27 protein-coding genes are annotated in these 26,672 nt (G+C 64.4%); 20 read left to right on the plus strand and 7 right to left on the minus strand.

The features are described 5' to 3' along the window. Positions 1-2: 2 nt before the first annotated feature. Together ACH82I_RS04420 and ACH82I_RS04425 are read left to right on the plus strand one after the other, a co-directional pair. Positions 3-764 carry a 3-keto-5-aminohexanoate cleavage protein gene (locus tag ACH82I_RS04420; protein ID WP_230743542.1) on the plus strand — a complete coding sequence of 254 codons (762 nt, stop codon included), beginning with the start codon at positions 3-5 and terminating at the stop codon, positions 762-764. Between the two features lie 52 nt (positions 765-816). Continuing rightward, complete coding sequence (locus ACH82I_RS04425; protein ID WP_230743541.1) at positions 817-1,605, plus strand: fructosamine kinase family protein; 789 nt, start codon at positions 817-819, stop codon at positions 1,603-1,605. A 116-nt stretch (positions 1,606-1,721) separates the two neighbouring features. Here the strand turns inward: ACH82I_RS04425 and ACH82I_RS04430 are convergent, their stop codons facing one another. Further along, positions 1,722-2,573, minus strand: coding sequence for a DUF4352 domain-containing protein (locus ACH82I_RS04430; RefSeq protein WP_230743540.1), 852 nt, complete (start codon positions 2,571-2,573; stop codon positions 1,722-1,724). A gap of 258 nt (positions 2,574-2,831) precedes the next feature. Here ACH82I_RS04430 and ACH82I_RS04435 point away from each other — a divergent pair, with 258 nt between their 5' ends. The 4 genes from ACH82I_RS04435 to ACH82I_RS04450 all read left to right on the plus strand — a co-directional run bounded on the left by ACH82I_RS04435 (position 2,832) and on the right by ACH82I_RS04450 (position 5,748). After that, entirely contained in the window at positions 2,832-4,187 is a 1,356-nt protein-coding gene (locus ACH82I_RS04435; protein WP_230743539.1) for a sensor histidine kinase, read from the plus strand. A gap of 55 nt (positions 4,188-4,242) precedes the next feature. Continuing rightward, positions 4,243-4,938 carry a response regulator transcription factor gene (locus ACH82I_RS04440; RefSeq protein WP_230743538.1) on the plus strand — a complete coding sequence of 232 codons (696 nt, stop codon included), beginning with the start codon at positions 4,243-4,245 and terminating at the stop codon, positions 4,936-4,938. Between the two features lie 108 nt (positions 4,939-5,046). Beyond that, the gene (locus ACH82I_RS04445) at positions 5,047-5,382 is read left to right on the plus strand and encodes a hypothetical protein (protein ID WP_230743537.1); all 336 of its coding nucleotides are present in this window, start codon (positions 5,047-5,049) and stop codon (positions 5,380-5,382) included. A 138-nt stretch (positions 5,383-5,520) separates the two neighbouring features. Then, the gene (locus ACH82I_RS04450; RefSeq protein WP_230743536.1) at positions 5,521-5,748 is read left to right on the plus strand and encodes a hypothetical protein; all 228 of its coding nucleotides are present in this window, start codon (positions 5,521-5,523) and stop codon (positions 5,746-5,748) included. 137 nt (positions 5,749-5,885) lie between these two features. Here ACH82I_RS04450 and ACH82I_RS04455 read toward each other — a convergent pair whose 3' ends face one another. Further along, positions 5,886-6,068: a hypothetical protein gene (locus ACH82I_RS04455; RefSeq protein WP_230743535.1), complete on the minus strand. Its 183-nt coding sequence runs from the start codon at positions 6,066-6,068 to the stop codon at positions 5,886-5,888. Positions 6,069-6,347: 279 nt separating this feature from the next. Between ACH82I_RS04455 and ACH82I_RS04460 the strand changes: the two genes are divergently transcribed. The 5 genes from ACH82I_RS04460 to ACH82I_RS04480 all read left to right on the plus strand — a co-directional run bounded on the left by ACH82I_RS04460 (position 6,348) and on the right by ACH82I_RS04480 (position 11,246). Then, positions 6,348-7,694 (plus strand): dicarboxylate/amino acid:cation symporter, encoded by a 1,347-nt coding sequence (locus tag ACH82I_RS04460; RefSeq protein ID WP_230743534.1) that lies wholly within the window; start codon positions 6,348-6,350, stop codon positions 7,692-7,694. Between the two features lie 279 nt (positions 7,695-7,973). Then, positions 7,974-8,414, plus strand: coding sequence for a hypothetical protein (locus ACH82I_RS04465; protein ID WP_413335774.1), 441 nt, complete (start codon positions 7,974-7,976; stop codon positions 8,412-8,414). Between the two features lie 42 nt (positions 8,415-8,456). Beyond that, positions 8,457-9,482 (plus strand): D-cysteine desulfhydrase, encoded by a 1,026-nt coding sequence (locus tag ACH82I_RS04470; RefSeq protein ID WP_413335776.1) that lies wholly within the window; start codon positions 8,457-8,459, stop codon positions 9,480-9,482. Positions 9,483-9,563: 81 nt separating this feature from the next. Then, positions 9,564-10,031, plus strand: coding sequence for a ribonuclease E activity regulator RraA (gene rraA / locus ACH82I_RS04475; protein ID WP_413335778.1), 468 nt, complete (start codon positions 9,564-9,566; stop codon positions 10,029-10,031). Between the two features lie 153 nt (positions 10,032-10,184). Continuing rightward, positions 10,185-11,246: a 2,3-butanediol dehydrogenase gene (locus tag ACH82I_RS04480; RefSeq protein WP_413335779.1), complete on the plus strand. Its 1,062-nt coding sequence runs from the start codon at positions 10,185-10,187 to the stop codon at positions 11,244-11,246. 189 nt (positions 11,247-11,435) lie between these two features. Here the strand turns inward: ACH82I_RS04480 and ACH82I_RS04485 are convergent, their stop codons facing one another. Beyond that, entirely contained in the window at positions 11,436-11,933 is a 498-nt protein-coding gene (locus tag ACH82I_RS04485; protein ID WP_413335781.1) for a hypothetical protein, read from the minus strand. A 174-nt stretch (positions 11,934-12,107) separates the two neighbouring features. Between ACH82I_RS04485 and ACH82I_RS04490 the strand changes: the two genes are divergently transcribed. From ACH82I_RS04490 to ACH82I_RS04500, 3 genes are all read left to right on the plus strand, one after another. Then, entirely contained in the window at positions 12,108-12,524 is a 417-nt protein-coding gene (locus tag ACH82I_RS04490) for a hypothetical protein (protein ID WP_413335783.1), read from the plus strand. Positions 12,525-12,588: 64 nt separating this feature from the next. Further along, complete coding sequence (locus ACH82I_RS04495) at positions 12,589-12,846, plus strand: hypothetical protein (RefSeq protein ID WP_413335785.1); 258 nt, start codon at positions 12,589-12,591, stop codon at positions 12,844-12,846. Between the two features lie 116 nt (positions 12,847-12,962). Then, positions 12,963-13,913: a VOC family protein gene (locus ACH82I_RS04500; protein ID WP_413335787.1), complete on the plus strand. Its 951-nt coding sequence runs from the start codon at positions 12,963-12,965 to the stop codon at positions 13,911-13,913. A gap of 81 nt (positions 13,914-13,994) precedes the next feature. Here ACH82I_RS04500 and ACH82I_RS04505 read toward each other — a convergent pair whose 3' ends face one another. Both ACH82I_RS04505 and ACH82I_RS04510 read right to left on the minus strand, forming a co-directional pair. Further along, entirely contained in the window at positions 13,995-14,708 is a 714-nt protein-coding gene (locus tag ACH82I_RS04505) for a CPBP family intramembrane glutamic endopeptidase (RefSeq protein WP_413335789.1), read from the minus strand. A gap of 93 nt (positions 14,709-14,801) precedes the next feature. Continuing rightward, positions 14,802-15,590: a MerR family transcriptional regulator gene (locus ACH82I_RS04510; protein WP_413335791.1), complete on the minus strand. Its 789-nt coding sequence runs from the start codon at positions 15,588-15,590 to the stop codon at positions 14,802-14,804. Between the two features lie 311 nt (positions 15,591-15,901). Between ACH82I_RS04510 and ACH82I_RS04515 the strand changes: the two genes are divergently transcribed. From ACH82I_RS04515 to ACH82I_RS04535, 5 genes are all read left to right on the plus strand, one after another. Next, positions 15,902-17,407: a GntP family permease gene (locus tag ACH82I_RS04515; RefSeq protein ID WP_413335793.1), complete on the plus strand. Its 1,506-nt coding sequence runs from the start codon at positions 15,902-15,904 to the stop codon at positions 17,405-17,407. Continuing rightward, positions 17,404-18,789, plus strand: a complete 1,386-nt coding sequence (locus tag ACH82I_RS04520; protein ID WP_413335795.1) for a four-carbon acid sugar kinase family protein — start codon at positions 17,404-17,406, stop codon at positions 18,787-18,789. The genes ACH82I_RS04515 and ACH82I_RS04520 overlap by 4 nt, the downstream gene beginning before the upstream one ends. Positions 18,790-18,837: 48 nt before the next feature. Next, positions 18,838-19,881, plus strand: coding sequence for a 4-hydroxythreonine-4-phosphate dehydrogenase PdxA (gene pdxA / locus ACH82I_RS04525; protein WP_413335796.1), 1,044 nt, complete (start codon positions 18,838-18,840; stop codon positions 19,879-19,881). A 42-nt stretch (positions 19,882-19,923) separates the two neighbouring features. Beyond that, on the plus strand, positions 19,924-20,646 hold the full coding sequence (locus ACH82I_RS04530) for a DeoR/GlpR family DNA-binding transcription regulator (protein WP_413335798.1): 723 nt from the start codon (positions 19,924-19,926) through the stop codon (positions 20,644-20,646). Positions 20,647-20,812: 166 nt separating this feature from the next. Beyond that, positions 20,813-22,282 (plus strand): amino acid permease, encoded by a 1,470-nt coding sequence (locus ACH82I_RS04535; protein ID WP_413335799.1) that lies wholly within the window; start codon positions 20,813-20,815, stop codon positions 22,280-22,282. A gap of 145 nt (positions 22,283-22,427) precedes the next feature. Here ACH82I_RS04535 and ACH82I_RS04540 read toward each other — a convergent pair whose 3' ends face one another. Continuing rightward, on the minus strand, positions 22,428-23,318 hold the full coding sequence (locus ACH82I_RS04540) for a universal stress protein (protein WP_230743513.1): 891 nt from the start codon (positions 23,316-23,318) through the stop codon (positions 22,428-22,430). Beyond that, positions 23,315-24,841 carry an APC family permease gene (locus tag ACH82I_RS04545; RefSeq protein ID WP_413335801.1) on the minus strand — a complete coding sequence of 509 codons (1,527 nt, stop codon included), beginning with the start codon at positions 24,839-24,841 and terminating at the stop codon, positions 23,315-23,317. Before ACH82I_RS04545 ends, ACH82I_RS04540 begins: the two co-directional genes overlap by 4 nt. Before the next feature lie 356 nt (positions 24,842-25,197). Between ACH82I_RS04545 and ACH82I_RS04550 the strand changes: the two genes are divergently transcribed. Beyond that, positions 25,198-26,583 carry an MFS transporter gene (locus ACH82I_RS04550; RefSeq protein WP_413335803.1) on the plus strand — a complete coding sequence of 462 codons (1,386 nt, stop codon included), beginning with the start codon at positions 25,198-25,200 and terminating at the stop codon, positions 26,581-26,583. The last annotated feature ends 89 nt before the right edge of the window (positions 26,584-26,672 follow it).

A 26,672-nucleotide genomic window follows, 5' to 3' on the forward strand; every position in this document is an offset into this window, starting at 1 on the left:
CCATGATGTCGACCATCGAACCGACCGGCCAGCCCGGCAGCCCCGAGCCGATGCTCCATGCCGCGCTCAATGGGGATCGTGACCATCCGGCGACTCCGCGCACGCCCGATGATATTGCGGCGCAGGCGAGGGCGGCCGTCAATGCGGGAGCACAGGTTGTCCATCTTCACCCTTTCGACAGCGAGGGCAGGCAGACCTTCGACGCCGAGGCGAGCGCTGCGACGGTCCGCGCCGTCCGTGCAGCCTGCCCGGGGGTCCCGATCTCGCTGAGCACATCGGCCGAGATCGAGGGAGACCCGGCCCGGCGGCTCGAACTCATCTCCGAATGGACCAAGCTTCCGGATCTTGTCACCGCCAACCAGGGAGAGCCCGGAATTCTCCAGGTCTGCGAGCTACTGCTCGGCCGAGGAGTGGAGATCGAGGCCGGCCTGCTCCACCTCGACGACGCCCACCGCTTCGTCGACGCCGGCATCGCCGGCTCCTGCCGACGCGTCCTTGTCGAGCCTCTCAATGCCGACCCCGATGATGCCATCGCGCACGCCGCGGCGATCGAGAAGGTCGTGACTGACGCCGGGATCCGCCTGCCCCAGGTCCATCACGGGGATGGGATCGCCTCCTGGGTCGTCAACGCCCGCGCCATCCGCCGCGGACACGGAATCAGGACGGGGCTCGAGGACACTCCCGTCCTGCCCGACGGACGAGAGGCCGAAGGCAACGGTGACCTCGTCGCCACGGCGGCGATGCTGATGTCCGAGCTGTCCTGACCTCGAAGCATGCCGGGATTGCACGTATGTGGACGCGAATTAGGCTGGAGTCATGCCTGATTTCATCAAACAGCGCGCCGATGCCCCGCGCGGATTCTTCGCCGCCGAAGCGGCCGGACTCGCGTGGTTGGCCGAACCGGACGTGGTTCCTGTCGTCGAAGTCATCGATCATGATCAGCAGAGTCTGCGTCTTGAGCGCATCGAAGAGGCCTCGCCGAATGCGCGGTCGGCAACCGATTTCGGCAGGCAGCTTGCACGTCTGCACGATTCCGGTGCCCCTGCATTCGGCTGGGCACCGGCCGAACCGGCCTGGTTCGGTCCCCTCGACTCCCCGTTTGAAGTCGACGTCGCCTCGTGTGACTCATTCACCGACTTCTGGGTGAACATGCGGCTGAGACCACTGGCCTCGGCGATCGGAGATCAGCTTTCGACCGATGAAAACGACACGATCACCTCGGCGATCGAGAGCATTGCCTCCGGGGTCTTCGAGGGAATCTCCGGACAGGGCACCGAAGCTCCGGCCCGAGTCCACGGTGACCTATGGTCCGGCAATCTCATGTGGACCCCTGACGGCTGTGCCCTCATCGACCCAGCCGCCCACGGCGGCCACAGACTTGAGGATCTGGCGCTGCTTGTCCTGTTCGGCACACCGTTCCTTGAGGAGATCTTCGCCGGTTATGAGACCGAACATCCGCTGCCCGAGGGGTGGCGAGGAGACGTGCCGGTTCACAATTTCTTCGCCCTGCTTGCTCACGTCAAGCTGTTCGGGACCGGATTCGCGGGGCAGACGCTCCGCACAGCGAGTGCGATCATCGACCGCGCCACCGCTTTGAACGACTGAGCAGAGTCGAGAGCGGCTCGGTCCGACTATCGGACCGAGCCGCTCCCCTTAGTGCCGCCGCACTCATTCGTCCAGAGCCTGCGCGGTCACCCCTTCAGCCCAGTGGGATCTCCCCTTCAACTCAGTGCGATCTCCACCGGGTCGGAGAAGACGCCGCCTTCGAAGGTCAGGCGATCGGGACTGACATCCTTCGGCACGTCGAAGACCAGGACACCCTTGGCGGTGTTGCCCGGGTTGATCTCCTCGAGGAAGAGGATCGAGTTCTCGTCCACGTAGATTCCCGCTTCGGAATCGGCGGAGTAGCTGTTGCCCTTGTCATCGCCGAGTTTGATGTTGTCCTCGAAGAAGTAGTCCGGTTCGGACTCCGTATTCTTCACCGACAGTGCGACGGTGACGAACTGACCCTGTGCCTCGGTGCCGAGGAACTCGTCGCCGACCGATGACACACCGTCCTCGACCTTGTCGACGGTGATCTCCCACCCATCGGCTGCGACGGCGTCGCCGATGCCGTAGGCCGCCTTCTCCGCAGCCGGTGCGCCGCCTTCTTCGGCAGGAGCACCTTCACCCTTGTCCTCCGACCCCGTGCCCGCTTCGTCCTGCGCGGACGATGCACCCGTCTCATCGGTGGCGTCGTCTCCCCCGCCCCCGATGGCGCTGAACATTGCAATGACCACGATGATGACGATGAGCCAGAACCACCAGCGCTTGAGCAGCGGCTTCTTCCGCTTCGGCGGCTTCTGCCCGTAACCCGCCCCCGGATAGGCCTGCTGTGGGAACTGCGCTCCGGGATAACCGGGTTGCCCTCCTGGATACCCGCCTTGTGCTCCGGGGTATCCGGCGTGTGCACCCGAATGCCCCGGAGCCGTAGCGGCAGGTTGGAATGTGGTCGGCGTCGGCTGCCCGGCAGGAGTGGTCTGGCCGGGCTGCTGGGGATGTCCCAGGTACTGAGGGTCGTGTGGGTTGGACATGATGCTCCTTGAACGCTGAGTGAAAAGCTGCGAAGTGCTGACTCGTCAAGCATCGGAGAAATCGCCCTGCTCCACGTCCATCCGTCGGATCGAACCGGTTGGCCGATCGGTGGACCCGTTCCACCCGATCGGTCGACTACGCGTGTCAGAGCCCGCGGTTACTATTCATGTGTGTCAGGTCAACCAATTCCTCGTTCGAGCCACGAGAGCCTCCCGAGCGCGCGGCGCCGGCGGATGCCTCGCGCCCTGAGAATTCTCGTGAGCGTCCTCGTCGGCGCTCTTCTCTTCGTCATCGGACTGTTCACCTCGGCGATGGCCTTGACTTCGAACACCTGGGCATTCTCAGGCGGCGTCATCAGCAACACCGGAATGGTCGCGATCCTCCTCCTCGTCCCCGTATGGGCAACTGTGTTCCTCCGTCAGAAGTGGCTGTGGGCTCCCTTCATTGCCGGCGCCCTGCTGACTGCGGGATGGGGCGATGCCCTTCTCCTGCTCATCGGCCTCTTCCACCTCGTCATCCGGGGATCCAAGCGGCAGGCCATCATCGCCTCGGCGGTGGGAACGGTGCTGGTCGCCGCCGCCACGGTGCGCATGTGCCTGGCCCCGGCCCAGCTCAACCCGTTCGCCATCCTCTTCCTGCCCGACCCGGAGCAGATGACGAATCTCGACGCACCCGCTCCCCCGGCAGACGCGCTGCTCGCGATCACTCTCGTGACCATCGCGGCGGCGGTCATCGGACTCGGCATCAGCCTCGGCGTCGGCGCCCTGCTGCGACGAACCCGGCGGATGAGAGTCGTCGAGACGATCGCGGCCCGCGAAACCCAGCGCAATGAATCCCTGTCGGCTGAACTCGCCCGCCGGTCCGAACGCGAACTCCTGGCACGGGAGCTCCATGACACGCTCTCCCACCGACTCTCGATCATCTCCCTGCACAGCGGTGCCCTCGAGCTCGGCAGCAAGGATGATGACGATGTCGCCTCGACCGCCTCGGCGCTGCGGCAGGAGGCGCATGCCTCCCTGGAGGACCTGCGGCATCTGGTCGGCGGGGTCCGCGAGGGGACGCTGGCCGGCGGCGGACCGCAGAAGGAGGCGTCGACTCCCCCGAGCCTGGCCTCAATGCGATCGATCCCGCAGCTCGTCGCCTCGGTGCAGTCCACGGGAACGATCATCCGGCCCTCGATCGTCATTCAGGACGTCGAGAGTGCGCCGACCGTTCTCGACCGGGCGGTGTATCGCATCGTGCAGGAGTCGCTGACGAATGCGATGAAGCATGCCCCGGGTTCGCCGGTGACTCTTGAAGTCACGGTGTCGGCTGACCAAGGCGCACGGATCGCGGTGGCCAATCCGGCTCCTGCGTCGACGAACCGTCTCCCGCCGCGGCAGTCGCCCCTCGCCGAGGCGGTCCCCGGGATTCCGCCTTATCCGACGTCTGCTCCCCGCGTGGGTTCTTCCCGGCCCGATGCCGATTCTCCCTTAGCGGGGACCGGATCGGGTGCCGGGCTCGAAGGCATTCGGGAGAGAGCGGCGATGCTGGAGGGAGACGCCTTGGCCGGTGTCCGCGACGGCTCGTTCGTCGTCGAGGTGGTTCTTCCGCCGTTCGCACGCCGAGGCTGAGGGAGCCCTCGCGGTCAGACTATCGGTGTCATTGCCCTCGGGTAATGTATCGATCATGACCCAGAACGCTGCCCCGATTCGTGTGATCGTCGTCGATGACGATCCGATGGTCGTCACCGGGATCAGAGGAATTCTCCAGGCCGCCGAGGGCATCGAGATCGTGGGTTCGGCGTCGAGCGGCGAGGAGGCACTCGAACGAGTGGCTCTGCATTTCCCGGATGTCGTCCTCATGGACATCCGGATGCCGGGCATCGGCGGGATCGAGGCCATCGAAAGGCTCATCAACAGCGCCCGTCCGCCCAAGGTCGTCTCGCTCACGAGCTTCGACACCGACGACTATCTCTTCCGCGCACTCGAGGCCGGAGCGGCCGGCTATCTGCTCAAGGACGTCGCACCGACTGCTTTGGCCGATGCGATCCGCAAGGTGCACGCAGGAGAGCCGATCCTCTCGCCGCGGTCGATGCAGCAGCTGATCTCAAAGGTGACGACGGGCCAGAATCAGCGCCTGCAGCGTGAGGCCACAGAACTGCTCGCCGACCTCACCGAACGTGAGCTTCAGATCGCGGTCCTCGTCGCCCAGGGCCTGTCCAACCAGGAGATCGCTGAGGCCACGTTCATGAGCACGGCTACGGTGAAGACCCACCTCAACCGCATCAACATCAAACTGGACACGAGCAATCGCGTACACATCGCCGTCCTTGTCGAACGCGCCGGAGTGGACAGCCTCGGGACCTCGGCTGCGGGACACTGACTCGCCGGACAGACGCCGAGAAGCGTCGGCCGGTCCCACCCTCCTCTCCGGCGAAAGGACCGCTGCGAGTCGCGACCGAGACCGAGTACGCATCTATAAACTGAATCCATGACCCTCGCCTTCTGGACCTGCGCGATCGTGACTCTGATCAGTTCGATCGTCAGCTGCGGGTATGCGATTGCCGGACTGTGTTCGTCCGCGAACGATTCACGACCACCATCGATGTATGCGTTTGCGCGCAGCGCCGCTCTTGTCGTCGTCGCCGTCATCGGCCTGTTCTGCTCGTCGGAGGCATTTGTGGCCGCAGTCGCCGTCGCGATGATCCTCGTTCAGGGAATCGACGCCGTGATCGGAGCCGTGATCTCCGACCGGTTGAAGACCATCGGCCCCGCGTTCACTGCCGCTGCCAACGCCGCCGCGCTCATCTGGATGCTGGTGGCCTGATCGCCGTTCTCCATCCGACGCTCGACCGTCGGCCTCGGTCGGCTTCGCTCGCCGTGCCTTTGACTCAGCAGTATCCCTGGCCCGCGGACGCGCGTAGACTGACGACCACCTCACAGCCGATTGCGGAAGGTGAACATCGTGCCCATTGAAGACGGCATGCGCAAAGCCACCAAGAATCTCGACGAAGCCGCCGAGGCGGCACCGACTTCCGAGCTCGTCGATGAAAATGATTTCGGCACTAGAAACGACGAGGCCGACGCGAGCAGAGACGACGAAAACCCTGAGAACGCGTCCGTATCGACGGACGATTCCGACGATGCGAACGTCCGTACCGATTCCACGGACAATCCCGATAACGAGGACTGAAACTCGGCCTGCCCTGCGCTGAAAACCCAGGCCGGGAACACACAACGAAGAGCGTCGTCATTCACGGATCGTGAGTCCAAAAGTTAGGTGGCGACGCCCTCGTCATTCCGACCTGGGCCGAAATCTCCCCGACAGCTTCAATAGTGTCCTGGCGGATCACTGGCGGGGAAGGATTCGTCTTCCCACTCGTCGACCATCTCATCTTCGTGGACGTGACGGAGCCTGTCCGCTTCGGTCCTCTCCGCGCCGACGCTGCTCGACTCCTCCGAGTCGTTCCCGAGTTCGTCCTCGCCCGGCTGCGGTTGCACATTCTCAGACATCACTGAACCTCCGATCGGAACGCTGTGCGCGAATCCGTTTCCTCCATCATGCGCTCTCCGACGGCGGTGGCGATACGGCCCGAGCACGGATTCCGGGCACCATTTCGATCACAATGAGCGCGAGGACGATCTCCTCCGCTCTTAGACCTCGGCGCGAACACCGACAAGACCACCCCAATGAGACCAGTGACCTTTTCTGCCCCGTGTGCAATAGCATCGTCCGAGCCGTGAACCCTCACACGGCTGCACCGTGCACACTCCGAGTGAAAGGCAGGATCGATGCCGTCGCCCGCCGACTCCGGGACCCGCTCCCCCGCTGCTGACCGATCCGGATCACGATTCGGTCGTATTCTCCGCAACTACCGCTTCCCGCTCTTCATCCTCACCGGCGTCGCCATCGGCGCAATCGTCGGACTCGTATTCGGGGAACGTGCCACAGTCGTCAAGCCCTTCGGTACGGTGTTCATCAACTTGATGTTCACCCTCGTTGTGCCGCTCGTCTTCTTCTCCATCTCCTCGGCGGTGGCGGGGATGTCCTCTGCCAAGCGCCTGGGCAGAATCTTGGGCGGCACGCTCGGCGTCTTCGCGGTCACCGGGATCATCGCTTCCGTGGTCATGATCTCGGCCCTGTGGGTCACCAAGGCGACCGACGGGGTCCAAGTCGAGATGAGCCAGCCGGAGGACGTCGAGGACGTCGGGTCGATCGGCGATCAGCTTGTTCAGACGGTCACTGTCGACGACTTCTCGAAGATCCTCTCCGCCGAGCACATGCTCGCCCTCATCGTCTTCGCCGTCATCGTCGGCATCTCCACGAGCAGCATCGGCGACAGAGGAAAGCCGTTTGCAGGTTTCCTCAGCTCCGGGGCCGAGGTGTTCCTGAAGTTCACCTCGATCATCATGTACTACGCCCCGATCGGCCTGGGTGCCTACTTCGCCGCCCTGATCGGTGAGCTCGGGGCGCAGCTGGTCGGCGACTATGTGCGCGCCTTTCTCGTCTACTACCCGGTGGCAATCGTCTACTTCGTTCTCGCGTTCACGCTCTATTCCTTTCTCGCGGGCGGCAGACACGGGATCACGAAGTTCTGGTCGAATATCATCGAGCCGACCGCGATCTCCCTGGGAACCTCCTCGTCGGTGGCCGCGATCCCGGCGAATCTTCGCGCGGGTGAGCGCATCGGCGTCCCTCGTGACATCAGAGAGACGATCATCCCGATCGGCGCGACAATCCATATGGAGGGTTCGAGCCTGTCCGCGATCCTCAAGATCGCGTTCCTCTTCGCGGTGTTCGAGCGCGACTTCTTCACTCCCGGCAACATCCTCATCGGCATCGCTGTGGCTCTGCTGGCGGGGATGGTCATGGCCGGGATTCCCTCGGGCGGGTTCATCGGCGAACTGATGATCATCACTCTCTACGGATTCCCCGGCGCGGCACTGCCGATCATCCAGATCATCGGTACCGTCATCGACCCGCCTGCCACTACCGTCAACTCGGTCGGCGATCAGGCCAGCAGCATGCTCGTCGCCCGGATTCTCGACGGGAAGGACTGGATGGACGGACCAGACGAGGCCGAGCGCAACGATGAAGACAGCACTCAGAACCAGTCCGTCGCAGGCAACGACTCGTGATTACGATTGCGTCTCATCGTTTTGGAGAAAGTGTCATATTCGGTCGCTGAGCGCGGCCAGCGGTCGTGCAGCCGACACATGGCCTTGCGCTCAAAAACCCGATACATCTCAGCAAGTAATCCTGCCATGTAACAGTCACTGCCACATGGTTGAAACGAATGGTTTGTCGAACCGAAATACGTTCTGAGACACCGCACAGACTGTGCTGTCCGGTTCACACGAATGCTGGCAATACTGGTCGACGTCGATGACACATGACGAGCAGGAGGGATCGACGCCATGAGAATCAGCATTCGCAAACGGACAGCCGCACTGGGAATCGCCACCGTCGCAGGTCTGGCCGGAATCGGAGTCACCGCAGGACCCGCACTCGCATCCACAGACTCGACGTCAGTTGCGACCACAGCCAAGGACACACAGAGCTCCGGCCATCCGACGACCTCATTGAAGTACGCCGACGACCTCGTCAGGGCCTTCGGCGTCGGGTCGGAGGTGGAGGTCGAGAAGCTCGCCACGGACGCGGTGGTGAAGACGCTCTCCGAGCACGGTGACGCGCATGCGAGTCGGTGGCACCGCATCGCCGCGGATTCGGCGGCCGGCTCAACCTACGTGGCCTACACCAACCTCGATACTGGTGAGATGATGACGCTCGGAGTCAGCAATGAGAAGTCGGCAAATGGTTCGAACCACGCGGTTCGCCAGATCAGGTTCGACGACTGAGTCCTGGTCGACCGCCGATCCGCCGCAGTAGACTGCGGAAACATGATCGACCTCAACGCAGTTCCCCGCCGCCGATACACGAATGGCCCCACTCCGCTCGAGCAGCTTGACCGGCTCAGCACCGAACTGAATGGGCCGCGGATCTGGATCAAACGCGATGACCTGTTGGGCCTGGCCCAAGGCGGAAACAAGACCCGCAAGCTCGAATTCCTCATCGCCGATGCCCTCGCCCATGGTGCCGACACCCTCGTCACCATGGGCGGGGTGCAGTCCAACCACTGTCGGCTCACGCTCGCTGCGGCCAGGCGCGAGGGACTCGTTTGCCATCTCGTGCTCGAGGAGGACCTGGGGCCCGAAGGCGATCCGATTCCTACCGAATCGGGTGGCAACCCTCCCGAGTACACAGGAAATTTTCTGCTCTTCGACCTCCTCGGCGCCGATTCAGTGGACGTCCATCCCCATGGCACGGATCTGCCCGCCCGGGCCCAGGAATTGGCCGGTGAGCTGGAGGGCCGTGGGCGTCGCCCCTATGTCATTCCTGTCGGCGGATCGAACGTCACCGGCGCGCTCGGCTATGTCGATTGCGCTCAGGAACTGCTCCCCCAATTCGCCGAGGCGGGGCTCGAGTCCCCGAGCATCGTGTGCCCGAGCGGGTCGGCCGGAATGCAGGCCGGTCTCATCGTCGGGTTCCACGGTTCCGACAATCGTTTCCCCGTGATCGGGATCAACGTCAGCCGCACGCGCGCGGAGCAGGAACCCAAGATCGCCGGGCTCGTGGCCGAGACAGCGTCGTTCCTAGAACTGCCCGACGTTCCGCCCGAGGCAGTGGTCGGTCTCGGGGACTACGTGGGGCCGGGCTATGCGCTGCCCACACCCGAGATGGTCGAAGCCCTCAGACTCTTCGCGCGCACCGAAGGCATCGTGCTCGACCCTGTCTACACCGGCAAGACCGCCGCGGGGCTGGTCGATCTGGTCCGTTCCGGACGGTTCGGTCCCGACGACGACATCGTCTTCATCCATTCCGGCGGAGTCCCCGGCCTCTACGCTCGCGCGCAGGCTCTGGCCTGAACGATAATGGCGGAGAAGGTGCGAAGGCGCGGGGCGTCCGAGCACTTGTACGATGACGCAGATTGCGAATGAGGAGCACAGATGACAGTGTCAACCGCCGATCTCTGGGACGATCGCGGTCCGGATCTCTATTCGATCGCTCTCGATTTCACCGATTTCGGGTCCATCCGGTCGTTCTCTGGACCGGCACGAACCATCCGCTGCTACGAGGACAACGCCCTGGTGAAGTCGACCCTGGCAGAACCCGGGGATGGTGCCGTGCTCATCGTCGACGGCGGCGGTTCGATCGCGACCGCCCTGATGGGCGACATGATCGCCGAGGCGGCGGTGAACAACGGTTGGGTCGGAGTCGTCATCAACGGTGCGGTGCGTGACCGTGAGGCTCTGTCCGAACTCGACCTGGGCATCAGGGCACTGGCGAGCAATCCCCGCAAGAGCGCGAAGAACGGCGAGGGCGAGGTCGACAGCACCGTCGAGATCGGTGGAGCCACGATCCGTCCCGGCGCCATGGTCTTCGTCGACGCAGACGGTGTCGTGGTGGAGAAGTAGACGGGACCTCTTCCACATCTGACCGCTTCCGTCGGCGCGGGGCACAGGTTCTCATCTGACGAGAAACCTCCGATGCACGGGGCGGCTGAGGGAAATAGAGTCGTGTCAGAAGACACGACAGGATTCGCAGTCACCGACGAAAGGGCAGACCCCATGAAGGCAGCACGTTTCTACGACCGCAATGACATCCGCATCGAGGACATTCCCGAACCCGAGCTGCAAGCGGGAAGCGTGGCCATCGATGTCGCTTGGTGCGGCATCTGCGGCACCGATCTCCACGAGTATCTCGAAGGCCCGATCTTCGTCCCTCCGGCCGGCCATCCGCATCCGATCTCGGGTGAATCGGCCCCCGTGACCATGGGACACGAGTTCTCCGGCACCATCACCGGCCTCGGCGAAGAAGTGACCGATCTAGAAGTGGGACAGAACGTCGTCGTCGAGCCCTACATCATCAGCGACGATGTCGACACCAGCATCGGTCAGAGCTACCAGCTCTCCAAGGACATGAACTTCATCGGCCTCGGCGGCCGCGGAGGCGGGCTGGCGGAGAAGATCGTCGTCGAACGTCGCTGGGTCCATCCGATCGGCGATATTCCGCTCGACCAGGCCGCCCTCATCGAACCGCTGTCGGTTGCCCATCATGCCGTCGTGCGTTCCGGCGCGAAGTCCGGGCAGGTCGCGATCGTCGGCGGAGCAGGCCCCATCGGCCTGCTCACCGCTGCGGTGCTCAAGGCCGAAGGGCTCACCGTCTACATCTCGGAACTCTCCGAGGCACGGAAGACGATGGCACGTTCGACAGGGGTCGCCGACGAGGTGCTCGATCCGCGAGAAGGCGACGTAGCCGAGAGGGTCCGCGAACTCACCGGCGGCGAGGGTGCCGATGTCGGCTTCGAATGCTCGTCAGTACCTGTCGTTCTCGATATGCTCCTCGACGCAGTCCGCCCGGGCGCAGTCATCGTCAACGTCTCCATCTGGGGGCACAAGCCCGAGGTCGACATGCCCAAGCTCGTGCTCAAGGAGATCGACCTGCGGGGAACCATCGGCTATTCCGGCGACCATCCCGCCACGATCGAACTGGTGGGCAGCGGCAGACTCGACCTCGCCCCGTTCATCACCGGCCGGATCGGACTCGACGAACTGGTCAGCGGCGGCTTCGACGAACTCATCAACAACAACGAACGGCATGTGAAGATCATCGTCGACCCCCGGGCCTGACCAGACCGTGAGCTGACACGTTCCACATGCGTCCCGTCGGCTCGGCCCGATTTTCCCGGTCGAGTCGACGGGCGCTTCCGACCTCGGTCTCTCCGATGAAGTCAGGGACTTTGCCGGGGTCAAGGACGAGCGCTACTGACGTTCAGCATTTCGCCATGCCGGCAGTCGGCCCCGATCGTTGACCTGTGCTCATCTGTGCACAGAGTCGAAATCCTGATCGGCGTGCTCCCAGACTGAATCAGCTTCGACCACGGCGTCATCGGCAGTCAGTTCGGCGACGGTGTCGGAACTGTACATATACGACCAGGTTCCGGTGTCTGTGGTTCCGGTGATCATGAGGACGTCGTAGTCGAAGGTGGCAACGCCCGAGGCTTGGACCGCATCAGCCGAGGCCTTCCGGTCCGTCCCCTTCTTCCCTGCAGAGGGGAACTCGACGTGCAGACGGTCAGCGTCCTTGGCGGCGTCGAAGTCCGGGTTGGTCTCGGATTCGCGGTGCACGTCGACATCGTCGATGCTGTTGGTGAGGAAGTCTTCCATGTCCTGAGTGCTCGCAAAATCACCGGAAGGGATCTCGGCGGTCTGTCCGCTCACATCATCTTGGTCACTGCCGTCATCGGAGGCGCAGCCGCCAAGCGCGAGCACCGCAAGCGCGGCAACGGTCGAAACGATACGAGCGCGGGTCTTCATGGCCCCACCCTATCGACGCACGCTCCGGTGGAGTAACGAGGGGCGCCCGCACCGGTTCGCATTCGACTCCGAAAGACCATCGCCTCTCGACGTAGAACGCTGTGCGCACCAAGAGGGGATCATAACTCGCCCAGGCCGATGGCAGACCGTCTCGCGCTCAATAGCGTTGTGGACATGGAAAAGATGCGAAATCTCCACTGGCCCCTCATTCTCGGACTCGGCGCTCTGGCTCTCGTCCGCTCCTTGAGCAGAATCATCATGAACCAGACAGGCGTCGACACCTCACCGGCAGTACCGATACTGCTCACCCTCGGCATATCGGCGGCATGGATCGCCATCGTCGGACTCAGCCGAACGCCTCGACCGGTGCTCACCCTCGTTCTGGCAGGGCTGGTCTATGCCGTGGCAGCGACCGCCCTCAGCGCAGTGCTCTCACCGATCCTCGACGGTCGACTCGACGGGCCTCTGGCGAATCCGATCGCGATCGTTCCCATGGTGTTGACCAATCTCATCTGGGGCCTCGCCACCGGAGTCATCGCCCTCGGGCTGCAGCGCCTCAGAGGAACAGCGGTCTCCTCCGAAAGTCAGTGACGAGCCGAGCGAGCGGTCAATTGCCACCAGGCGCTCGCGACGCCTTCAGCAGAAAGGACCATGCATGCGCGCCATCGGAATCGGGATACTCGGCCTCATCGGCGGGCTGCTCCTGGCAGTCATCCTGCAAGACCTTCTGGCCCCGCTGCTCATCGACGATACGGGCTCGGCTTCGATCCTCGGCAAGCTTCTGGGCACGATGATGCCGGCCTTCGGCATCGTGGGCGCCGGACTGGCGATCTGGATCGACCGCCGACGACGTCGCAACGTCCGCGATCGCGGATCTTCGCGGAGCACTCCCGACCGATACGACGATCGCTGACTTCTCAGTCTCGATTGCTCCGGCCGCCGAGTGCCCTCTATTGCCGAGGGGAATACTTCGGGGTAAACTTTAGTTGAATATTCAACGAGATCACCTTCCACCCGCAGGAGCACACCATGATCACCATCGAAAGCACTCAGTCGGCAATCGCATCGCCTGCAGTCAACGACTCCACGCTCAGCGCCTCCACCGGCATGGACGCGGTCACCCTGCGTGTCGGGGATCTTGAGAACATGTCCTCGTACTACGCGAACGCCCTTGCCATGGTGCCGCTCGAAGAGGTCTCCCGCGGCTCCGAGGTCCACCGTGTGCTCGGCCGCGGCACCACTCCGATGGTCAAGCTCGTCTCGACCCCCGGCCTGCCCGCTGTCGATCCCCGTCAGGCAGGCCTCTTCCACACGGCTTTCCTCTATGAGGATCAGGCCTCGCTGGCGGCGACCGTGGCGCACGCGGCGCAGAACACCAACAGTCGATTCGTCGGTTCGAGCGATCACCTCGTCAGCGAGGCCTTCTACTTCACCGACCCCGAAGGCAACGGCATCGAGCTCTACGTCGACCGCGACCGTTCGCAGTGGATCCACACCGACGAGGGCGAGGTCCGCATGGACACGATCTACCTCGACCCCAACGCCTTCCTCGCCGAACACCTCGATGACAGCATCGTCGCGAACACCTCAGCTCAGCCGGGCAAGGTCGGCCACGTGCACCTGCAGGTCGGCGATGTGCCGACAGCTCGCGCCTTCTACGTCGACGCCCTCGGCTTCGAGCCGACCTTCGCCTCGATGCCGGGCGTGCTCTTCGCCTCGGCCGGCGGCTACCACCACCACGTCGCGATGAACACCTGGAACAGCAAGGGCGCAGGCCCCCGCGCGGCAGCGCTCGGACTCGGTGACGTTGCGATCACCGTCCCCGGACGCGAGGATCTCGACGCCCTCGTCGCGCGACTGAACGTTCGGAAGATACAGTTCGCCGACGACGGAGGCTCCGTCCGCCTGACCGATCCGTGGGGCACCCAGGTCACCGTCGGAACGGGAGTCAGCTCGGTCGACGAGGCACTCGCCCGCTGAAGTCGGAGGCTCGCACAATGGGCCCTGGCCGGAATCTCATATCCGGCCAGGGCCCATTTCCAGGTCCACCTCGGCGACTCTTCAGCCCAGGAGCGCCGCCAGAGCCACGGGAACGAACGCTGCCGAGGCGTTGTTGAAGGCGTGGACGACGACTCCCGGCCACACCGAACCGGTCCGGTGGAACAGCACGCCGTTGATGATCCCGACGATGAACGCGACGGGCAGGACCGGGTTGATTCCGTGGGCGAGGGCGAAGACCGCAGCGCTGACGATGACACCGATCCAGGGACCGAAGCGCAGCAGTCCCGAGGTGAGGACACCGCGGAAGAAGAGTTCCTCGCCCAGTGGTGTGAGGATCGCGCCTGTGATCACCGTGCCGATGACCGCGAGGACTCCGCCGACCGCGGCGGCCTGGTAGTCGCCCTGGACATTGTCCAGCCCGCCGTTGACCGAGTAGGCGATCAGCGATGCGATCGTGCCGAGGATCCAGCAGACCACACCGAGAACGGCCCCGAGCAGGAGCGACTTCCAGGAGGCCTTCCGCAGTCCGAAGGCCGCGATGCCGCGGCGCTTGACGGCAACTGCGGCGGCGAAGGCCACGAGACCCATGATTCCCGAGAGCCCGAGTTGGATGATGCCGTTGAAAACGGCGAGATCGTCGGGGACCGCCTTGAGGATGAGGAAGACCGCCCCGAATGCGAGTATGTAGGCGATGAGGCCGACGATCATCTCTGCCCAGCCGGGTCGGCTCACTCGGCGGGGCGAATGGATGGTGGTGTCGATCGGGAACTGCATGATTCGGTCCTTCCGAAGAGATCCGATTTCCTTGACATCTTCACCGAAAGCCCTGCCCTAGGGGCAAGGTCAAGCCTCGACCGCGAACAATTCTCAGCCGCGGCCCTGATCCGACTCCGCATTGATGACTTCGACCCTCACCAGCACGTCGACCTGGGCCGGATTGAAGAGCTGCACCATTGCCGTACCGATCGTCTCCTCCATCTGCCGACGCTTGCGATGCGGCACCTCGCCGAGGCGGTCGGCCCATCCGTACTTCTCACCGATCTCCCTGATCTGCGGTGCGTAGCGCCGCGCCAGTTCCCTTCGGGTCTCTTCGGCCGCGTCTGCGGGGAGGGATTGGAACTCCCGAGACGCCTCGGTCGAGTTCACTTCGGCGAGCATCGCCCGCATCGAAGCCATCGACTTCGCATCGAGAACCTGCGAGTAGACGAGCAGCAGTCCACGATCCGCTTCGGTGAGAGCACCTCTGACGGTGCCGAATCCACTCGGAAGGTCCATGGCGGTACCGTTCTCGAGGATGGCAGCGATGTCATCGCGCATCTGCTGTCGCCGGGCGATGTCGGCCGCCAGTTCTTCATCGAGAGCCTCCAGGGTCGAACGCATGGCCTCCATCCCCTCGGCCCGGCCATCGGATCGCTCAGACTCCCCGGAATCATCGTCGACGAGGCCTGAGTCGAAATCTCTGATCTGGCCGAGCGAGAAGCCGAGTTCGCTCAGTCGCCTGATCTGCAGCAGTCTCACCAGATGCTCGGCACGGTACTGCTTGTAGCCATTCGAGGCCCGTTCCGGCTCGGCAAGCAGACCACGGCCATGATAGTGACGCACCGCCTTGACCGTCGTCCCGGCCAAATCGGCGATTTCGCGGGTACTCCATGCCATCGGCAGCAACCCCCTCCTGACTTCGCAGAATCCAAGCACCTGCCTGCTCGGACTGCCCGGCGCACTCTCCGCGCCCTTGGTCTGAAGCCTATCCGGACAGTTTCCCTCTGCACACTCGCCGCGATCCCGGATGCCGCACCCCAGGCAGACATTGCATGAATGCGCAGTTATGATAATACTTGCTCATACTGTTCATCTTTCTCTCGTCCGCCGCGATCGACTCGTGATCGCTGCGGACGAGAACAGCAACGACCACGGCACCACCCACACCCCGGTTCGCCCAGCGATCCGGCCTCACCGCGGAGGAACTCATGGATCTGCAACTCATCCTGGCGCTCATCGCCGGGATCGCGACGATCGTCGTCATCGTCCTGGCGACCCGCCTCGACGCCTTCATCGCCCTGCTTGTCGCATCCGTCGTCACCGGCATCGTCGCCGGTCAGGACCTGCTCGCGCTCGTCAACGCGATCACCACGGGCTTCGGAAACACGCTGGCCAGCATCGGCATCGTCATCGGCCTGGGCGTCGGAATCGGGAAGATCCTCGAGGTTTCCGGGGCCGCCGACTCTCTGGCACGCGCGTTCCTCCGCGCCTTCGGCCAGGGTCGCGAACCCTGGGCCATGGGCACCGTCGGTTCGCTCGTGTCCATACCGGTCTTCTGCGATTCGGGCTACGTCATCATGAACCCGCTGGCGCGTTCCATCGCCCGCGTCAAGCGCGGCGGCTACGTCACTCTGGCGCTCGCGCTCGGCTGCGGCATGACCCTGACCCACCACATGGTTCCGCCGACCCCGGGACCATTGGCGGCTACCGGCATCCTCGGCGCTGACATCGGTGCGGTCATCCTCACCGGTGTCATCTTCACCGTCTTCCTGTTGCCCGTCGTCGTCATCTACGCCCGCTGGATCGGACCGAAGCTCGAGCCCGTGCTCAACCAGAAGGTCAAGCACGACGTGTACGGATCGGCCACGGCCACCTCGGCGGGAGCACGTGCCGTCGAAGGCGGCAGCGAGGACACCGAGCACCGCGGCGTGGCCACACTGACCGGTGAGGACGCCGACCACTCGACCGAAGCCGGGGACTCAGCCACCGACGCAGCAGACACCGACTCCGGAGCAACGAAGAAGCCCGGAGCGTTCCTCGGATTCCTCCCCCTCATCGTCCCGCTGCTGCTCATCGTCGCCAACACCGTGTCCACGGCCATCGACAAGAACGCTCAAGGCGAGCTCGCCGGCGATGCCTACGAACCCTCCGCCTGGGTCGCACCGCTGGCCTTCCTCGGCAACCCCGTCGTCGCGCTCATCATCGGACTCGTCCTCGCCGTCTACACGCTCCTGCCCCGGGTGACCCCGCGCAGCAAGGTCCAGAACTGGCTGGCCGACGGTGCCGCCTCGGCCGGCCTCATCCTGCTCATCACCGGTGCCGGCGGCAGCTTCGGCATGGTGCTCACCGAATCCGGTGTCGGCGATGCCCTGGCAGAGGCGATCGCCTCGATCAGCCTGCCGGCCTTCCTCGTGCCGTTCATCATCGCCACCCTCGTGCGCATCGCCCAAGGCTCGGGTACGGTCGCCATGATCACCGCCGCCTCGGTCACCGCACCCCTGATCGCACCATTGGGTCTGAGTCCGCTGGTCGCGGTCATGGCCTGCACCGCCGGGTCGATGGTCTTCTCCTACTTCAACGACTCGTACTTCTGGGTCGTCACCCGCTTCGCCGGACTTGACGGCATCAACGCCATCAAGGGCTGGTCGGGCATCACCACTGCCGTGTGGGCGGGTTCCATTCCGCTCCTGTTCGTGCTCGACTTGATCGTATGAGCGAGAACAGCCCCCGCATCCTCATCGTCGCCGACGACCTCACCGGCGGCAACGCCTGCGGTGCCCTCTTCGCCGAGGCGGGTCTGCGCACGATCACCGTGAGCGGAACGAGCGGAGGTGAGAACGTCGACCTCGACGGTCTGCTCGATGACTACGACGCCGTCGTCCTCAACGCCGACTCCCGTCACCTGGGAGCGGAGGATGCCGCTGAGCTCACCAATGCTCTCGTCACCGGCGCCGGCAACGTCGATCTCGTCGCCTGCCGCATCGACACGACGCTGCGCGGCAATGTCGGCCCCTCCGCTCAGGCGGCCCTCAACGCCCGCAGCCGGGCAGCCGGCTTGGTCGTCGAGCACGGTGGGCAGAAGAAGCGGATCATGGGCCTCTGCATTCCCGCCTTTCCCACCGCCGGCCGGACGACGGCCCAAGGCCGGCAGCTCCTCCATGGTCGACTCCTCGAGCACACCGAACTCAGTCGCGACGTCCGCTCCCCCATGCACACCTCCGACGTCGCATCGATCCTGCGGACCGGCACCGAGCTGAAGTGCCGGCTCATCGAGATCTCGACGGTGCTGGAAGGCCACGCAGCGATCCGAACCGAAATCCTCGACGCCATCGCCGATGGCACCGACATCATCATCGCCGACGCCCTGACCGATGAGCACGTCGGTCTTGTCGGCTCCGTGGTTGCCGCGGTGACCAGGGAGATCGCAGACGATGACACCACGGACCCTGACCGCGGCGCCCGAGCTCAGGCCCGGCTGCGTCACGGCGAGCTGCTCGACTGGGTGACCGTCGATCCCGGACCGGGCAGCCTCGCCCTCGCCCAGTCCCTGCTGCTGACTCGGCCCGGCGGGGCGATCCTCGGCATCTCAGGCTCGGCCACCGAGGTGACCCGCACCCAACTGTCCGCGCTCGCCGAGGACCCGAGGATCACCCTCATCCGCACCGTCCTCGATGAGGAGAACCTCCCCGATGTCGAGGCCACACTCGCACTGGTCGACGAAGTCACCTCGGCACAGGCGATCATCATCGCCACCGTGCTCGAGTCCGCCGATCTTCTCGATCTCAGCGATGAGCAGTCGGAGCTGACGACGAAACGGCTGGCGACGATCACGGCAGCGGTCATGACCTCGCCCGTCATCACCGGGCTCTATACGACCGGCGGCGATGTCACGGCAGAAGTGATGAGAGCCGTCGGCGCGGTCGGGATGGAGGTCGAGAAGGAGATCGTCCCCCTGGCCGTGGGCGGCCACCTCGTCGGAGGCGGCGCGGACGGTCTGCCGATCGTGACCAAGGGCGGCCTCATCGGGGATTCGAGCACCGCAGTCAAGTGCATCGACTACCTCTTGGCCGCGGCCTCCCCCGTCCGGCAGCGATGACCGGCCAGCACACCACCGAAACAGATGCACCAACATGAGGAGAATGACATGACCGCACCAGTACTCGCTGTGACCGTCGGCGACCCGGTGGGCATCGGCCCGGAGATCACCGCCCAGGTTCTCTCCGAGTTCGCCGGACGAGATGATCAGCACGGCGTGGCTGTCGCGGATCTGGCCGTGATGCGACGCGCCGTCGAGGTCCTCGGCCTCGATGTGGAACTTCGTACGATCACCGACTGGTCGACCCCGTCGGCGGGTACCGGCGTCATCGACGTCTTCGACATCGGCGTGCTCGGCTCGGATCTGCCCGACTGGGGTGTCGTCGATGCCCGCGCCGGCCAGGCTTCCGTGACCGCGATCGAGATCGCCACGAACGCCGCGATGGACCGCGAGATCGCCGGCATCGTCACCGGCCCGATCAACAAAGAGGCCGTGTGGAAGTCCGGGTCGAAGCACCTCGGCCACACGGAGATGCTCGGAGAGCTGACCGGGGTGACGAAGCAGGACACGATGTTCGTCGTCGAGAACACCAAGGTCCCCGACCACAAGCTCCAGATCTTCTTCGCCACTCGTCACATGTCGCTGCGCAAGGCCATCGACGCTCTCACCGTCGACACGCAGGTCGATTCGATCGAACGCGCCCACCGAGCCCTCCAGCTCTACGGAGTGGACTCGCCGAGGTTGGCCGTCGCTGCGCTCAACCCGCATGGGGGCGAGAATGGGGCCTTCGGTGATGAGGAGATCGAAATCCTGCGTCCCGCCGTCGAGCGTGTCAACGCCGGCGAGCTCGAGGTCGCCGGCCCGATCCCGGCCGATTCGGTGTTCCACCAGGGACTGTCCGGTCGGTTCGACGGAATCCTCTCCCAGTACCACGACCAGGGCCACATCGCCTCGAAGACCTTCGACTTCGACGGCACGATCTCGGTCACCGTCGGCCTGCCGATTCTGCGCACCTCGGTCGATCACGGCACGGCCTTCGACATCGCGGGCCAGGGCATCGCAGATCCCGGGACCATGCGCTCGGCCTACCGGGCGGCGATCGGCTACGCTCCCTTCGTCGATGGCATCCGCCAGGAGTACCTGCCGCAGTAAGCTTCTGTGCGGTGGACAGACGAGGGAAAGAAGGAGCGAGACATGGCAATCCGCACGGGAACACAGAAGCGCCGCGATGACATCCTCTCGCTGCTCAAGACCGGTTCGTGGTCGATCCCTCGCCTGGCGTCCGAACTCGACACCTCCGAGTCGACGATCCGTCGGGATCTGCGGGAGATGGCCGAGTCTGGTGATGTCATCCGCACCATCGGCGGGGCCACGGCTGCCGGATATGTCGAACCGCCGCTGGGCCAGCGGATGGAGCTCAATGCCGAGGCCAAGGATACGATCGCGACCTGGGCGCTGACCCATATCAGGGACTCGAGCGTGCGCACGATCTTCCTCGACGCCGGATCGACGACCGTGCGTGTGGCCGAACGCATTCGGCACCGCGCCGAACTCACCGTGATCACCCGCGGCCTCGAGATCGCCCTCGCCCTGGCCCACCCGATGGGGCCGAAGGTCATCATGGTCGGCGGCGAGGTGTCGACGAAGTCCCACGGCACCACCGGGGCGCTGAGCGACCATGCCCTCGGCCGGATCCACGTCGACGTCGCGTTCCTCGGCGCCGATGCGGTGGATGAGAAGAACGGCCTGGGCGAACCGACCCTCGACGAGGCGCACACGAAGGAGCTCATCGCCGAACGCGCCCGATCCGTCGTCGTCCTCGCCGACAGTTCGAAGGCCGGACGGGATGTGGCCGCGTGGGCGCCCATGCCTGAGGGCTGGATGTGGATCGATGAGAGCGGGCCGCGTGCGCGGTGAACCACGCGTGACCGCAGGGTGACGAATCGACTTTCTGTTGAACACATTTTGTGTAGAATCCCGGAGGCGGTTTCAACTGTGACCGCCTGTCGGCCAGTGACGAGGCAGCGGATGTCGGAGACCCCGCAGCCCACGTCGCGGCCCTGGTTCTCAAGGAGAATGCACGATGAGCGAACCGACAGAGGCCGTCACCGACGGCACTGAGGCGTCGCCCAGCGACAGCGGAAAGCTGCGCAACCGCCACATCACGATGATCACCCTCGGCGGGATCATCGGCGCCAGCCTCTTCGTCGGCTCGGGCAATGTCATCCGGTCGGCAGGCCCTGCCGCCATCATCTCCTACCTCATCGGCGGACTCCTCGTCTTCCTGGCGATGCGGATGCTCGGTGAGATGTCGGCGCGCAAGCCCTCCGTCGGATCGTTCATGGAATATGCGAACGAATCCATGGGCGGATGGGCGGCCTACCTCGTCGGCTGGCTGTACTGGTACTTCTGGGTCGGCGTCATCGCCTACGAGGCCGTCGTCGGCGGAGGAATCCTCACCGGCTGGTTCCCGGCTGTTCCGGCGTGGCTGTTCTCGCTCGTCCTCGTCATCGTGTTCATCGGCACGAATATCCTCTCCGTCCGTGTCTTCGGCGAGGTCGAATTCTGGCTCGCCAGCGTCAAGGTCATCACGATCGTCGTCTTCCTCGTCGTCGGGGCTCTCTTCGTCCTCGGCGTGTGGCCCAATGCCAGCCTGTCCGTGCCCAATCTCTGGAACCACGGCGGCTTCATGCCGATGGGTTTCAGCGCCGTGATGATCGGCGTCGCCACCGTCATCTTCAGCTACTTCGGCACCGAGATCGCAGTCATGGCCTCTGCCGAATCCGTCGACCCGGCACGCGGCATCAACCAAGCCACCCGCACCGTGATCTGGCGGATCATGCTCTTCTTCGTCGGGGGCGTCTTCATCATCGTCATGGCCGTGCCCTGGGATGAGCTGCCGGATCCGGACACCATCGCTCCGTTCGCCTACGTCTACGGTCTCTTCGGTCTGCCCGGAGCCTCGGCGATCATGACGATCGTGCTCTTCACCGCCGTCATCTCCGTGCTCAACTCCGGCCTCTACTCCGCATCGCGGATGTTCGCCTCGCTGGCCGACAAGGGCTATGCTCCGGGAATCATCCGCAAGCGTTCGAAGACCGGCGTGCCCGTTGCCGCACTCATCGCCTCCAGCCTCGGCGCTCTGGCAGCGGTGGTCGCCAACTTCACCATGCCGGCCTCGGGCATCTTCGACTTCATCATGAACTCCGGCGGACTCGTCGCGCTGTTCGTCTACGTCTTCATCTCCCTGGCCCAGTGGCGGATGCGCGCGAAGCTCTCTGACGAGGAACGGGAAAAGCTGACCCTGAAGTCGTGGCTGACTCCGGGACTGAACTTCTTCCTCATCCTCGTCGTCCTCGGCATCGTCGTCATCATGCTCCTCAGCGAATCCGGTCGGGTGCAGGTGGGCACCAGCCTCGTGGCCACCGCGGTCCTCGTCGTCCTCTGGCCGCTCGTGAAGAGAAAGCTCACCGCGCGCGGCATCGACACCTCGCCGGCCATGGATCAGCGCACGAAAGCCGCCGCAGCCAAGGCGAGCCGAATGGCCGAGTGAGATCCGAAACAGCCGAGTGAGATCCGGGTGGGATCAGACAGGTGAGAATCGCTGCGGCGGCCTCACAGCAGTGACAACCACACGAGCGAATTGACGAAGATCCGGTGTCCGCAGCAGACGGCCACCGGACCTTCGGCTTCCCCGCTCAGCGCCGAGGTTGGGGCAGCATGATCATCGGCACCGGCGAGTGCCGCATGATGTGCGTCGCGGTCGATCCGAGGAAGACGCCGTGCAGGGCCGACTCGCTCGAGCCGACGACGAGGACGTCACCGTCCTGCCAGTCGAACGAATTGACCGCACTCGACCACCGGTCACCGGTGATGATGGAGGTGCCGGTGACGCCAGCACTTCCCTCTCCGCTTTCCACGGCCGTCACGATCGACCGGTGACCGCGGAGGACCTGCTCCTTCCAGGTCGAATACACGCCCTGGTCGGCAAATGCCCCCAGACCGGAGGGCTTCGAAGAGCGCACGGCGAAGGTGACGACCTCGATGCCGACGCCCAGCCATCTGGCCAGGCGCGCCACCGAGTCGTAGTAGCGTTCGGTCCGGCGTGAGGGGTCGACGGCGAAGACGAGCCTGCTGACCTCGGTGCGGTCGGAGTTGTACCCGCGGGGCACCAAGGCGATCGGCAGCGGTGAGGAGTGGACGAGGCGATCGGTCGTGCTCCCGAGCACGATGCGACCCAAGGGCCCGCGGACGGAGGATCCGGTGACGAGGACCTGCGCATTGCGGTCGACGGCCTCGTTGTGGAGGACCCTGGTCACGGATCGCCCGGTCCGCACGACCACCTCGGCGGTGGCGTCATCGGGCAGTGCGGACTTCGCATCGGCGATCGCCTGCGAAGTCATGCCCCGTATCTCCTTCTTCCAGTCATCGGAGACCCCGGAGAAGTCCGACATCTGCGCCGAGGAGAATCGATCCTGCACAACGCAGCAGAGGATCAGCGGCTCCCCCGAAGTCCGGGCGAGGTCGGCGCCGAAGCGGACGCTCGCACGGCTCTTCGTGTCGACGCCGAAACCGACAAGGACGCTCATTTCGGATCAGCCTCCGTGGTGACCGTCCCGGCACCGGTATCGGTCGGTCCGGGGTCGACTCCCTCACGTTCCCGGCGGGCGAGACGCGACTTCCGGTTGCCGTAGGCGAAGTAGACGACGAAGCCGAGCAGCAGCCAGACGAGGAAGCGCAACCAGGTCTCGACCGCGAGGCTGGCCATCAGGCCGAGGCAGGAGAGGACGGAGACCACCGGCAAAATCGGCACCCACGGCGTCCGGAAGGGGCGTTTCATGTTCGGTGAGGTCTTGCGCAGGACGATCACGGCGAGGGAGACGACGAGGAAGGCGAACAGGGTTCCGATGCTGACCATCTCGGCGAGCACGGAGATCGGCACCAGCCCGGAGAGCAGCACCACTGAGCCGACGGTCAAGGCCGTCATCAGCACCGGGGTTCCCCAGCGGGGATGGATGCGGGCGAAGATGCCGGGCAGCAGTCCGTCGCGGGAGAGGGCGAAGCCGATGCGGCCCATGGCGACGATATCGACGAGGATGACCGAGCTGAGTCCGGCGACAGCGGCGATGCCGATGAGGATGCCCGCCCAGCCGAGGCCGTTCTGCGTGAACACATCGGCGACCGCATCACCCTCGGAGAGCTTCGAATAGTGGACCATGCCGGTGACGACGAGGCAGACCCCGACGTAGAGGACGGTGCAGATCGCCAGCGTACCCAACAGCCCCATCGGCATGTCGCGGGAAGGCTTCTTCGTCTCCTCGCCGAGGTTGGCGATCGCTTCGAATCCCGAATACGCGAAGAAGACGACCGCGGCGGCCACGAAGACTCCGACGACGCCGAAGCTCGAAGGTTCGATCCCGGTGACCCACTGCCACAACGGTGCCTGCAGTCCCGAAGTCGCACCCTCCTCGACCGGCTGTGCGGGCGGAATGAAGGGCACGAGGTTGGCTGACTTGATGTAGAAGACTCCGACGACGATGACGAAGATGCAGACGAGGACCTTGATGATGACGAGGCCGTTGGTCACCCATTTGGATTCGCGGATCCCGCGCATGGCCACCCAGCCGAGGACGAGGGAGATGAAGATCGCGCCGAGGTTGACGATCGACCCTTCTTCGGCGAACCACGCCGAGGGCAGGTCGAACACTCCGGCGATGTATCCCGACCAGCCGCGGGCGACGACCGAGGCCCCAAGGGCGAACTCGAGGATGAGATCCCAGGCGATGATCCACGCGAAGATCTCACCGATCGTGGAATAGGCATAGGTGTACGAGCTGCCCGCTGTCGGCACGGCGGCGGCGAGTTCCGCATAGCACAGGGCGGCCAGCAGAGCGACGACACCGGCGATGACGAAGGAGATCATCACGGCGGGGCCCGCATGCTCCTTGGCCTCGAGACCGGTGAGGGTGAAGATGCCGGTGCCGATGACGATGCCGATCCCGAATCCGATGAGGTCCTTGGCACCGAGATTCTTCCGCAGATGCCCGCCTTCACCGGCGTCATCGTTCTGATGGATGACGTCGTTGACATCCTTCTTCCTCAGCACTCCCATGAGCATTTCTCCTCGTGGTCAGGCCCAGCACCCGCTTGTCCCAGGTCACATGATCGGCAGACTACCACCACCGAAGCCCGTCGACGGGGTGAGACCACTGATCGATTTCGAAGTCAACCAGCTTGGCGTAACGATATCTTTGGTGTTCCCTGTGAACCTCACCAACAGATGAAGTTCCCTCACTTCATAGCATCACACCTGGTCAGAAGCCCCATAAAGTGGACCTTTCGCCAGAGACACGCCGCCGGCTTGACAGCGAGTCCACGTTGAAAGGCTAGGCAGATCCTCGTAGCGTTCATAGTCGCTTCTTCCCAGCGGACCGCTCGATCGGCGGCCCCAGACGATCGGAGGATCTCGTGAGCAACCCCAACTCCCACCCGAATTTCGCGACACCCGCGTCCCCACCCACGCCCGACCTGAAGACTGTGCGCAAGGCCGTTGCCGCCTCGGCGATCGGCAATGCCACCGAATGGTTCGACTACGGCCTCTACGCGGTCTCCGTCGCGTACATCACCCAACACTTCTTCCCCGGCGAACATGGACAGCTGCTCGCCCTGCTCACCTTCGCCGTCTCGTTCATCTTCCGTCCTCTCGGCGGAATCGTCTGGGGCCCGATGGGCGATCGGCTCGGTCGCAAGGCGGTCCTCGCGCTGACGATCCTGCTCATGGCAGGCTCCACCTTCTGCATCGCGCTGCTGCCGAGCTATGCCACCATCGGCGTGGCGGCGCCGATCATTCTCATGCTGCTGCGCGTCATCCAAGGATTCTCCTCCGGCGGCGAATACGGCGGTGCCGCGACCTTCATGGCCGAGTACGCACCCAATCATCGTCGCGGATTCTTCGGCAGCTTCCTCGAGTTCGGCACCCTGGCCGGCATGGCCGCCGGTTCGCTCATCGTCCTGCTGCTCCAGCTGGGACTCGGCGAAGAGACCATGATGGACTGGGGCTGGAGGCTCCCGTTCATCCTCGCCGGCGTCCTCGGCGTCGTCGGACTCTACCTGCGAACCAAGCTCGACGAATCCCGCGTGTACACGGAGCTCGAGGACAGCGACCAGGGCAAGTCGGTCAAGGAGGTCTTCCGGGTCCTCTTCACCGACTACTGGAAGCAGCTCCTCATCCTCGGCGGCATGGTCGTCGCGGTCAACGTCGTCAACTACACACTTCTGTCCTATATGCCCACCTATCTGAAAGATCCGGTCGGTATGGACGGCAACGCCTCGCTGACGGTGATGTTCCTCGCCCAGGCCTTCATGATGATCCTCATCCCTTTCGGCGGCATGATCTCGGACAAGGTCGGTCGCAAACCGGTCTGGTACTTCTCCCTCATCGGACTCTTCGTCGCCTCCATCCCGATGTTCATGCTCATGGCCAACGGCTTCGTCTGGGCCCTCGTCGGTCTGGCGGTTCTCGGCGTCCTCTACATCCCGCAGCTGTCGACGATCTCGGCGACGTTCCCGGCGATGTTCCCCGGCCCGGTGCGCTTCGCCGGCTTCGCGATCTCCTACAACGTCTCGACCGCGCTCTTCGGCGGAACGGCGCCGTCGGTCAACGATGCCCTCATCGGATCGACCGGCAACCCGATCATCCCCGCGTACTATGTGATGGGTGCCTGCGTGATCGGATTCATCGCCACGATCTTCATGAAGGAGACCAAGGGTGCCTCGCTGCGCGGTGCGGGTCTTCCGGAAGAGGGAGCGGACGTCGTCTTCGACGACAACGAACTCGTCGACGACAAGAAGTGAACTGACACAAGTGCAGAGTGACACAAGTGCAGAGTGACACAAGTGCAGAGTTCGGGCCCGTCGGAGTAATTCCGGCGGGCCCGAACTCT

The sequence above is a fragment of the Brevibacterium sp. GP-SGM9 genome, from assembly GCF_047300845.1.
Classification (GTDB): domain Bacteria; phylum Actinomycetota; class Actinomycetes; order Actinomycetales; family Brevibacteriaceae; genus Brevibacterium.

Coding starts and splice junctions, on each gene's coding strand:
- ACH82I_RS04420 (WP_230743542.1), top strand. CDS start 3: ATGATGTCGACCATCGAACCGACCGGCCAGCCCGGCAGCCCCGAGCCG.
- ACH82I_RS04425 (WP_230743541.1), top strand. CDS start 817: ATGCCTGATTTCATCAAACAGCGCGCCGATGCCCCGCGCGGATTCTTC.
- ACH82I_RS04430 (WP_230743540.1), bottom strand. CDS start 2,573: ATGTCCAACCCACACGACCCTCAGTACCTGGGACATCCCCAGCAGCCC.
- ACH82I_RS04440 (WP_230743538.1), top strand. CDS start 4,243: ATGACCCAGAACGCTGCCCCGATTCGTGTGATCGTCGTCGATGACGAT.
- ACH82I_RS04445 (WP_230743537.1), top strand. CDS start 5,047: ATGACCCTCGCCTTCTGGACCTGCGCGATCGTGACTCTGATCAGTTCG.
- ACH82I_RS04455 (WP_230743535.1), bottom strand. CDS start 6,068: ATGTCTGAGAATGTGCAACCGCAGCCGGGCGAGGACGAACTCGGGAAC.
- ACH82I_RS04460 (WP_230743534.1), top strand. CDS start 6,348: ATGCCGTCGCCCGCCGACTCCGGGACCCGCTCCCCCGCTGCTGACCGA.
- ACH82I_RS04465 (WP_413335774.1), top strand. CDS start 7,974: ATGAGAATCAGCATTCGCAAACGGACAGCCGCACTGGGAATCGCCACC.
- ACH82I_RS04470 (WP_413335776.1), top strand. CDS start 8,457: ATGATCGACCTCAACGCAGTTCCCCGCCGCCGATACACGAATGGCCCC.
- rraA (WP_413335778.1), top strand. CDS start 9,564: ATGACAGTGTCAACCGCCGATCTCTGGGACGATCGCGGTCCGGATCTC.
- ACH82I_RS04480 (WP_413335779.1), top strand. CDS start 10,185: ATGAAGGCAGCACGTTTCTACGACCGCAATGACATCCGCATCGAGGAC.
- ACH82I_RS04485 (WP_413335781.1), bottom strand. CDS start 11,933: ATGAAGACCCGCGCTCGTATCGTTTCGACCGTTGCCGCGCTTGCGGTG.
- ACH82I_RS04490 (WP_413335783.1), top strand. CDS start 12,108: ATGGAAAAGATGCGAAATCTCCACTGGCCCCTCATTCTCGGACTCGGC.
- ACH82I_RS04495 (WP_413335785.1), top strand. CDS start 12,589: ATGCGCGCCATCGGAATCGGGATACTCGGCCTCATCGGCGGGCTGCTC.
- ACH82I_RS04500 (WP_413335787.1), top strand. CDS start 12,963: ATGATCACCATCGAAAGCACTCAGTCGGCAATCGCATCGCCTGCAGTC.
- ACH82I_RS04505 (WP_413335789.1), bottom strand. CDS start 14,708: ATGCAGTTCCCGATCGACACCACCATCCATTCGCCCCGCCGAGTGAGC.
- ACH82I_RS04510 (WP_413335791.1), bottom strand. CDS start 15,590: ATGGCATGGAGTACCCGCGAAATCGCCGATTTGGCCGGGACGACGGTC.
- ACH82I_RS04515 (WP_413335793.1), top strand. CDS start 15,902: ATGGATCTGCAACTCATCCTGGCGCTCATCGCCGGGATCGCGACGATC.
- ACH82I_RS04520 (WP_413335795.1), top strand. CDS start 17,404: ATGAGCGAGAACAGCCCCCGCATCCTCATCGTCGCCGACGACCTCACC.
- pdxA (WP_413335796.1), top strand. CDS start 18,838: ATGACCGCACCAGTACTCGCTGTGACCGTCGGCGACCCGGTGGGCATC.
- ACH82I_RS04530 (WP_413335798.1), top strand. CDS start 19,924: ATGGCAATCCGCACGGGAACACAGAAGCGCCGCGATGACATCCTCTCG.
- ACH82I_RS04535 (WP_413335799.1), top strand. CDS start 20,813: ATGAGCGAACCGACAGAGGCCGTCACCGACGGCACTGAGGCGTCGCCC.
- ACH82I_RS04540 (WP_230743513.1), bottom strand. CDS start 23,318: ATGAGCGTCCTTGTCGGTTTCGGCGTCGACACGAAGAGCCGTGCGAGC.
- ACH82I_RS04545 (WP_413335801.1), bottom strand. CDS start 24,841: ATGGGAGTGCTGAGGAAGAAGGATGTCAACGACGTCATCCATCAGAAC.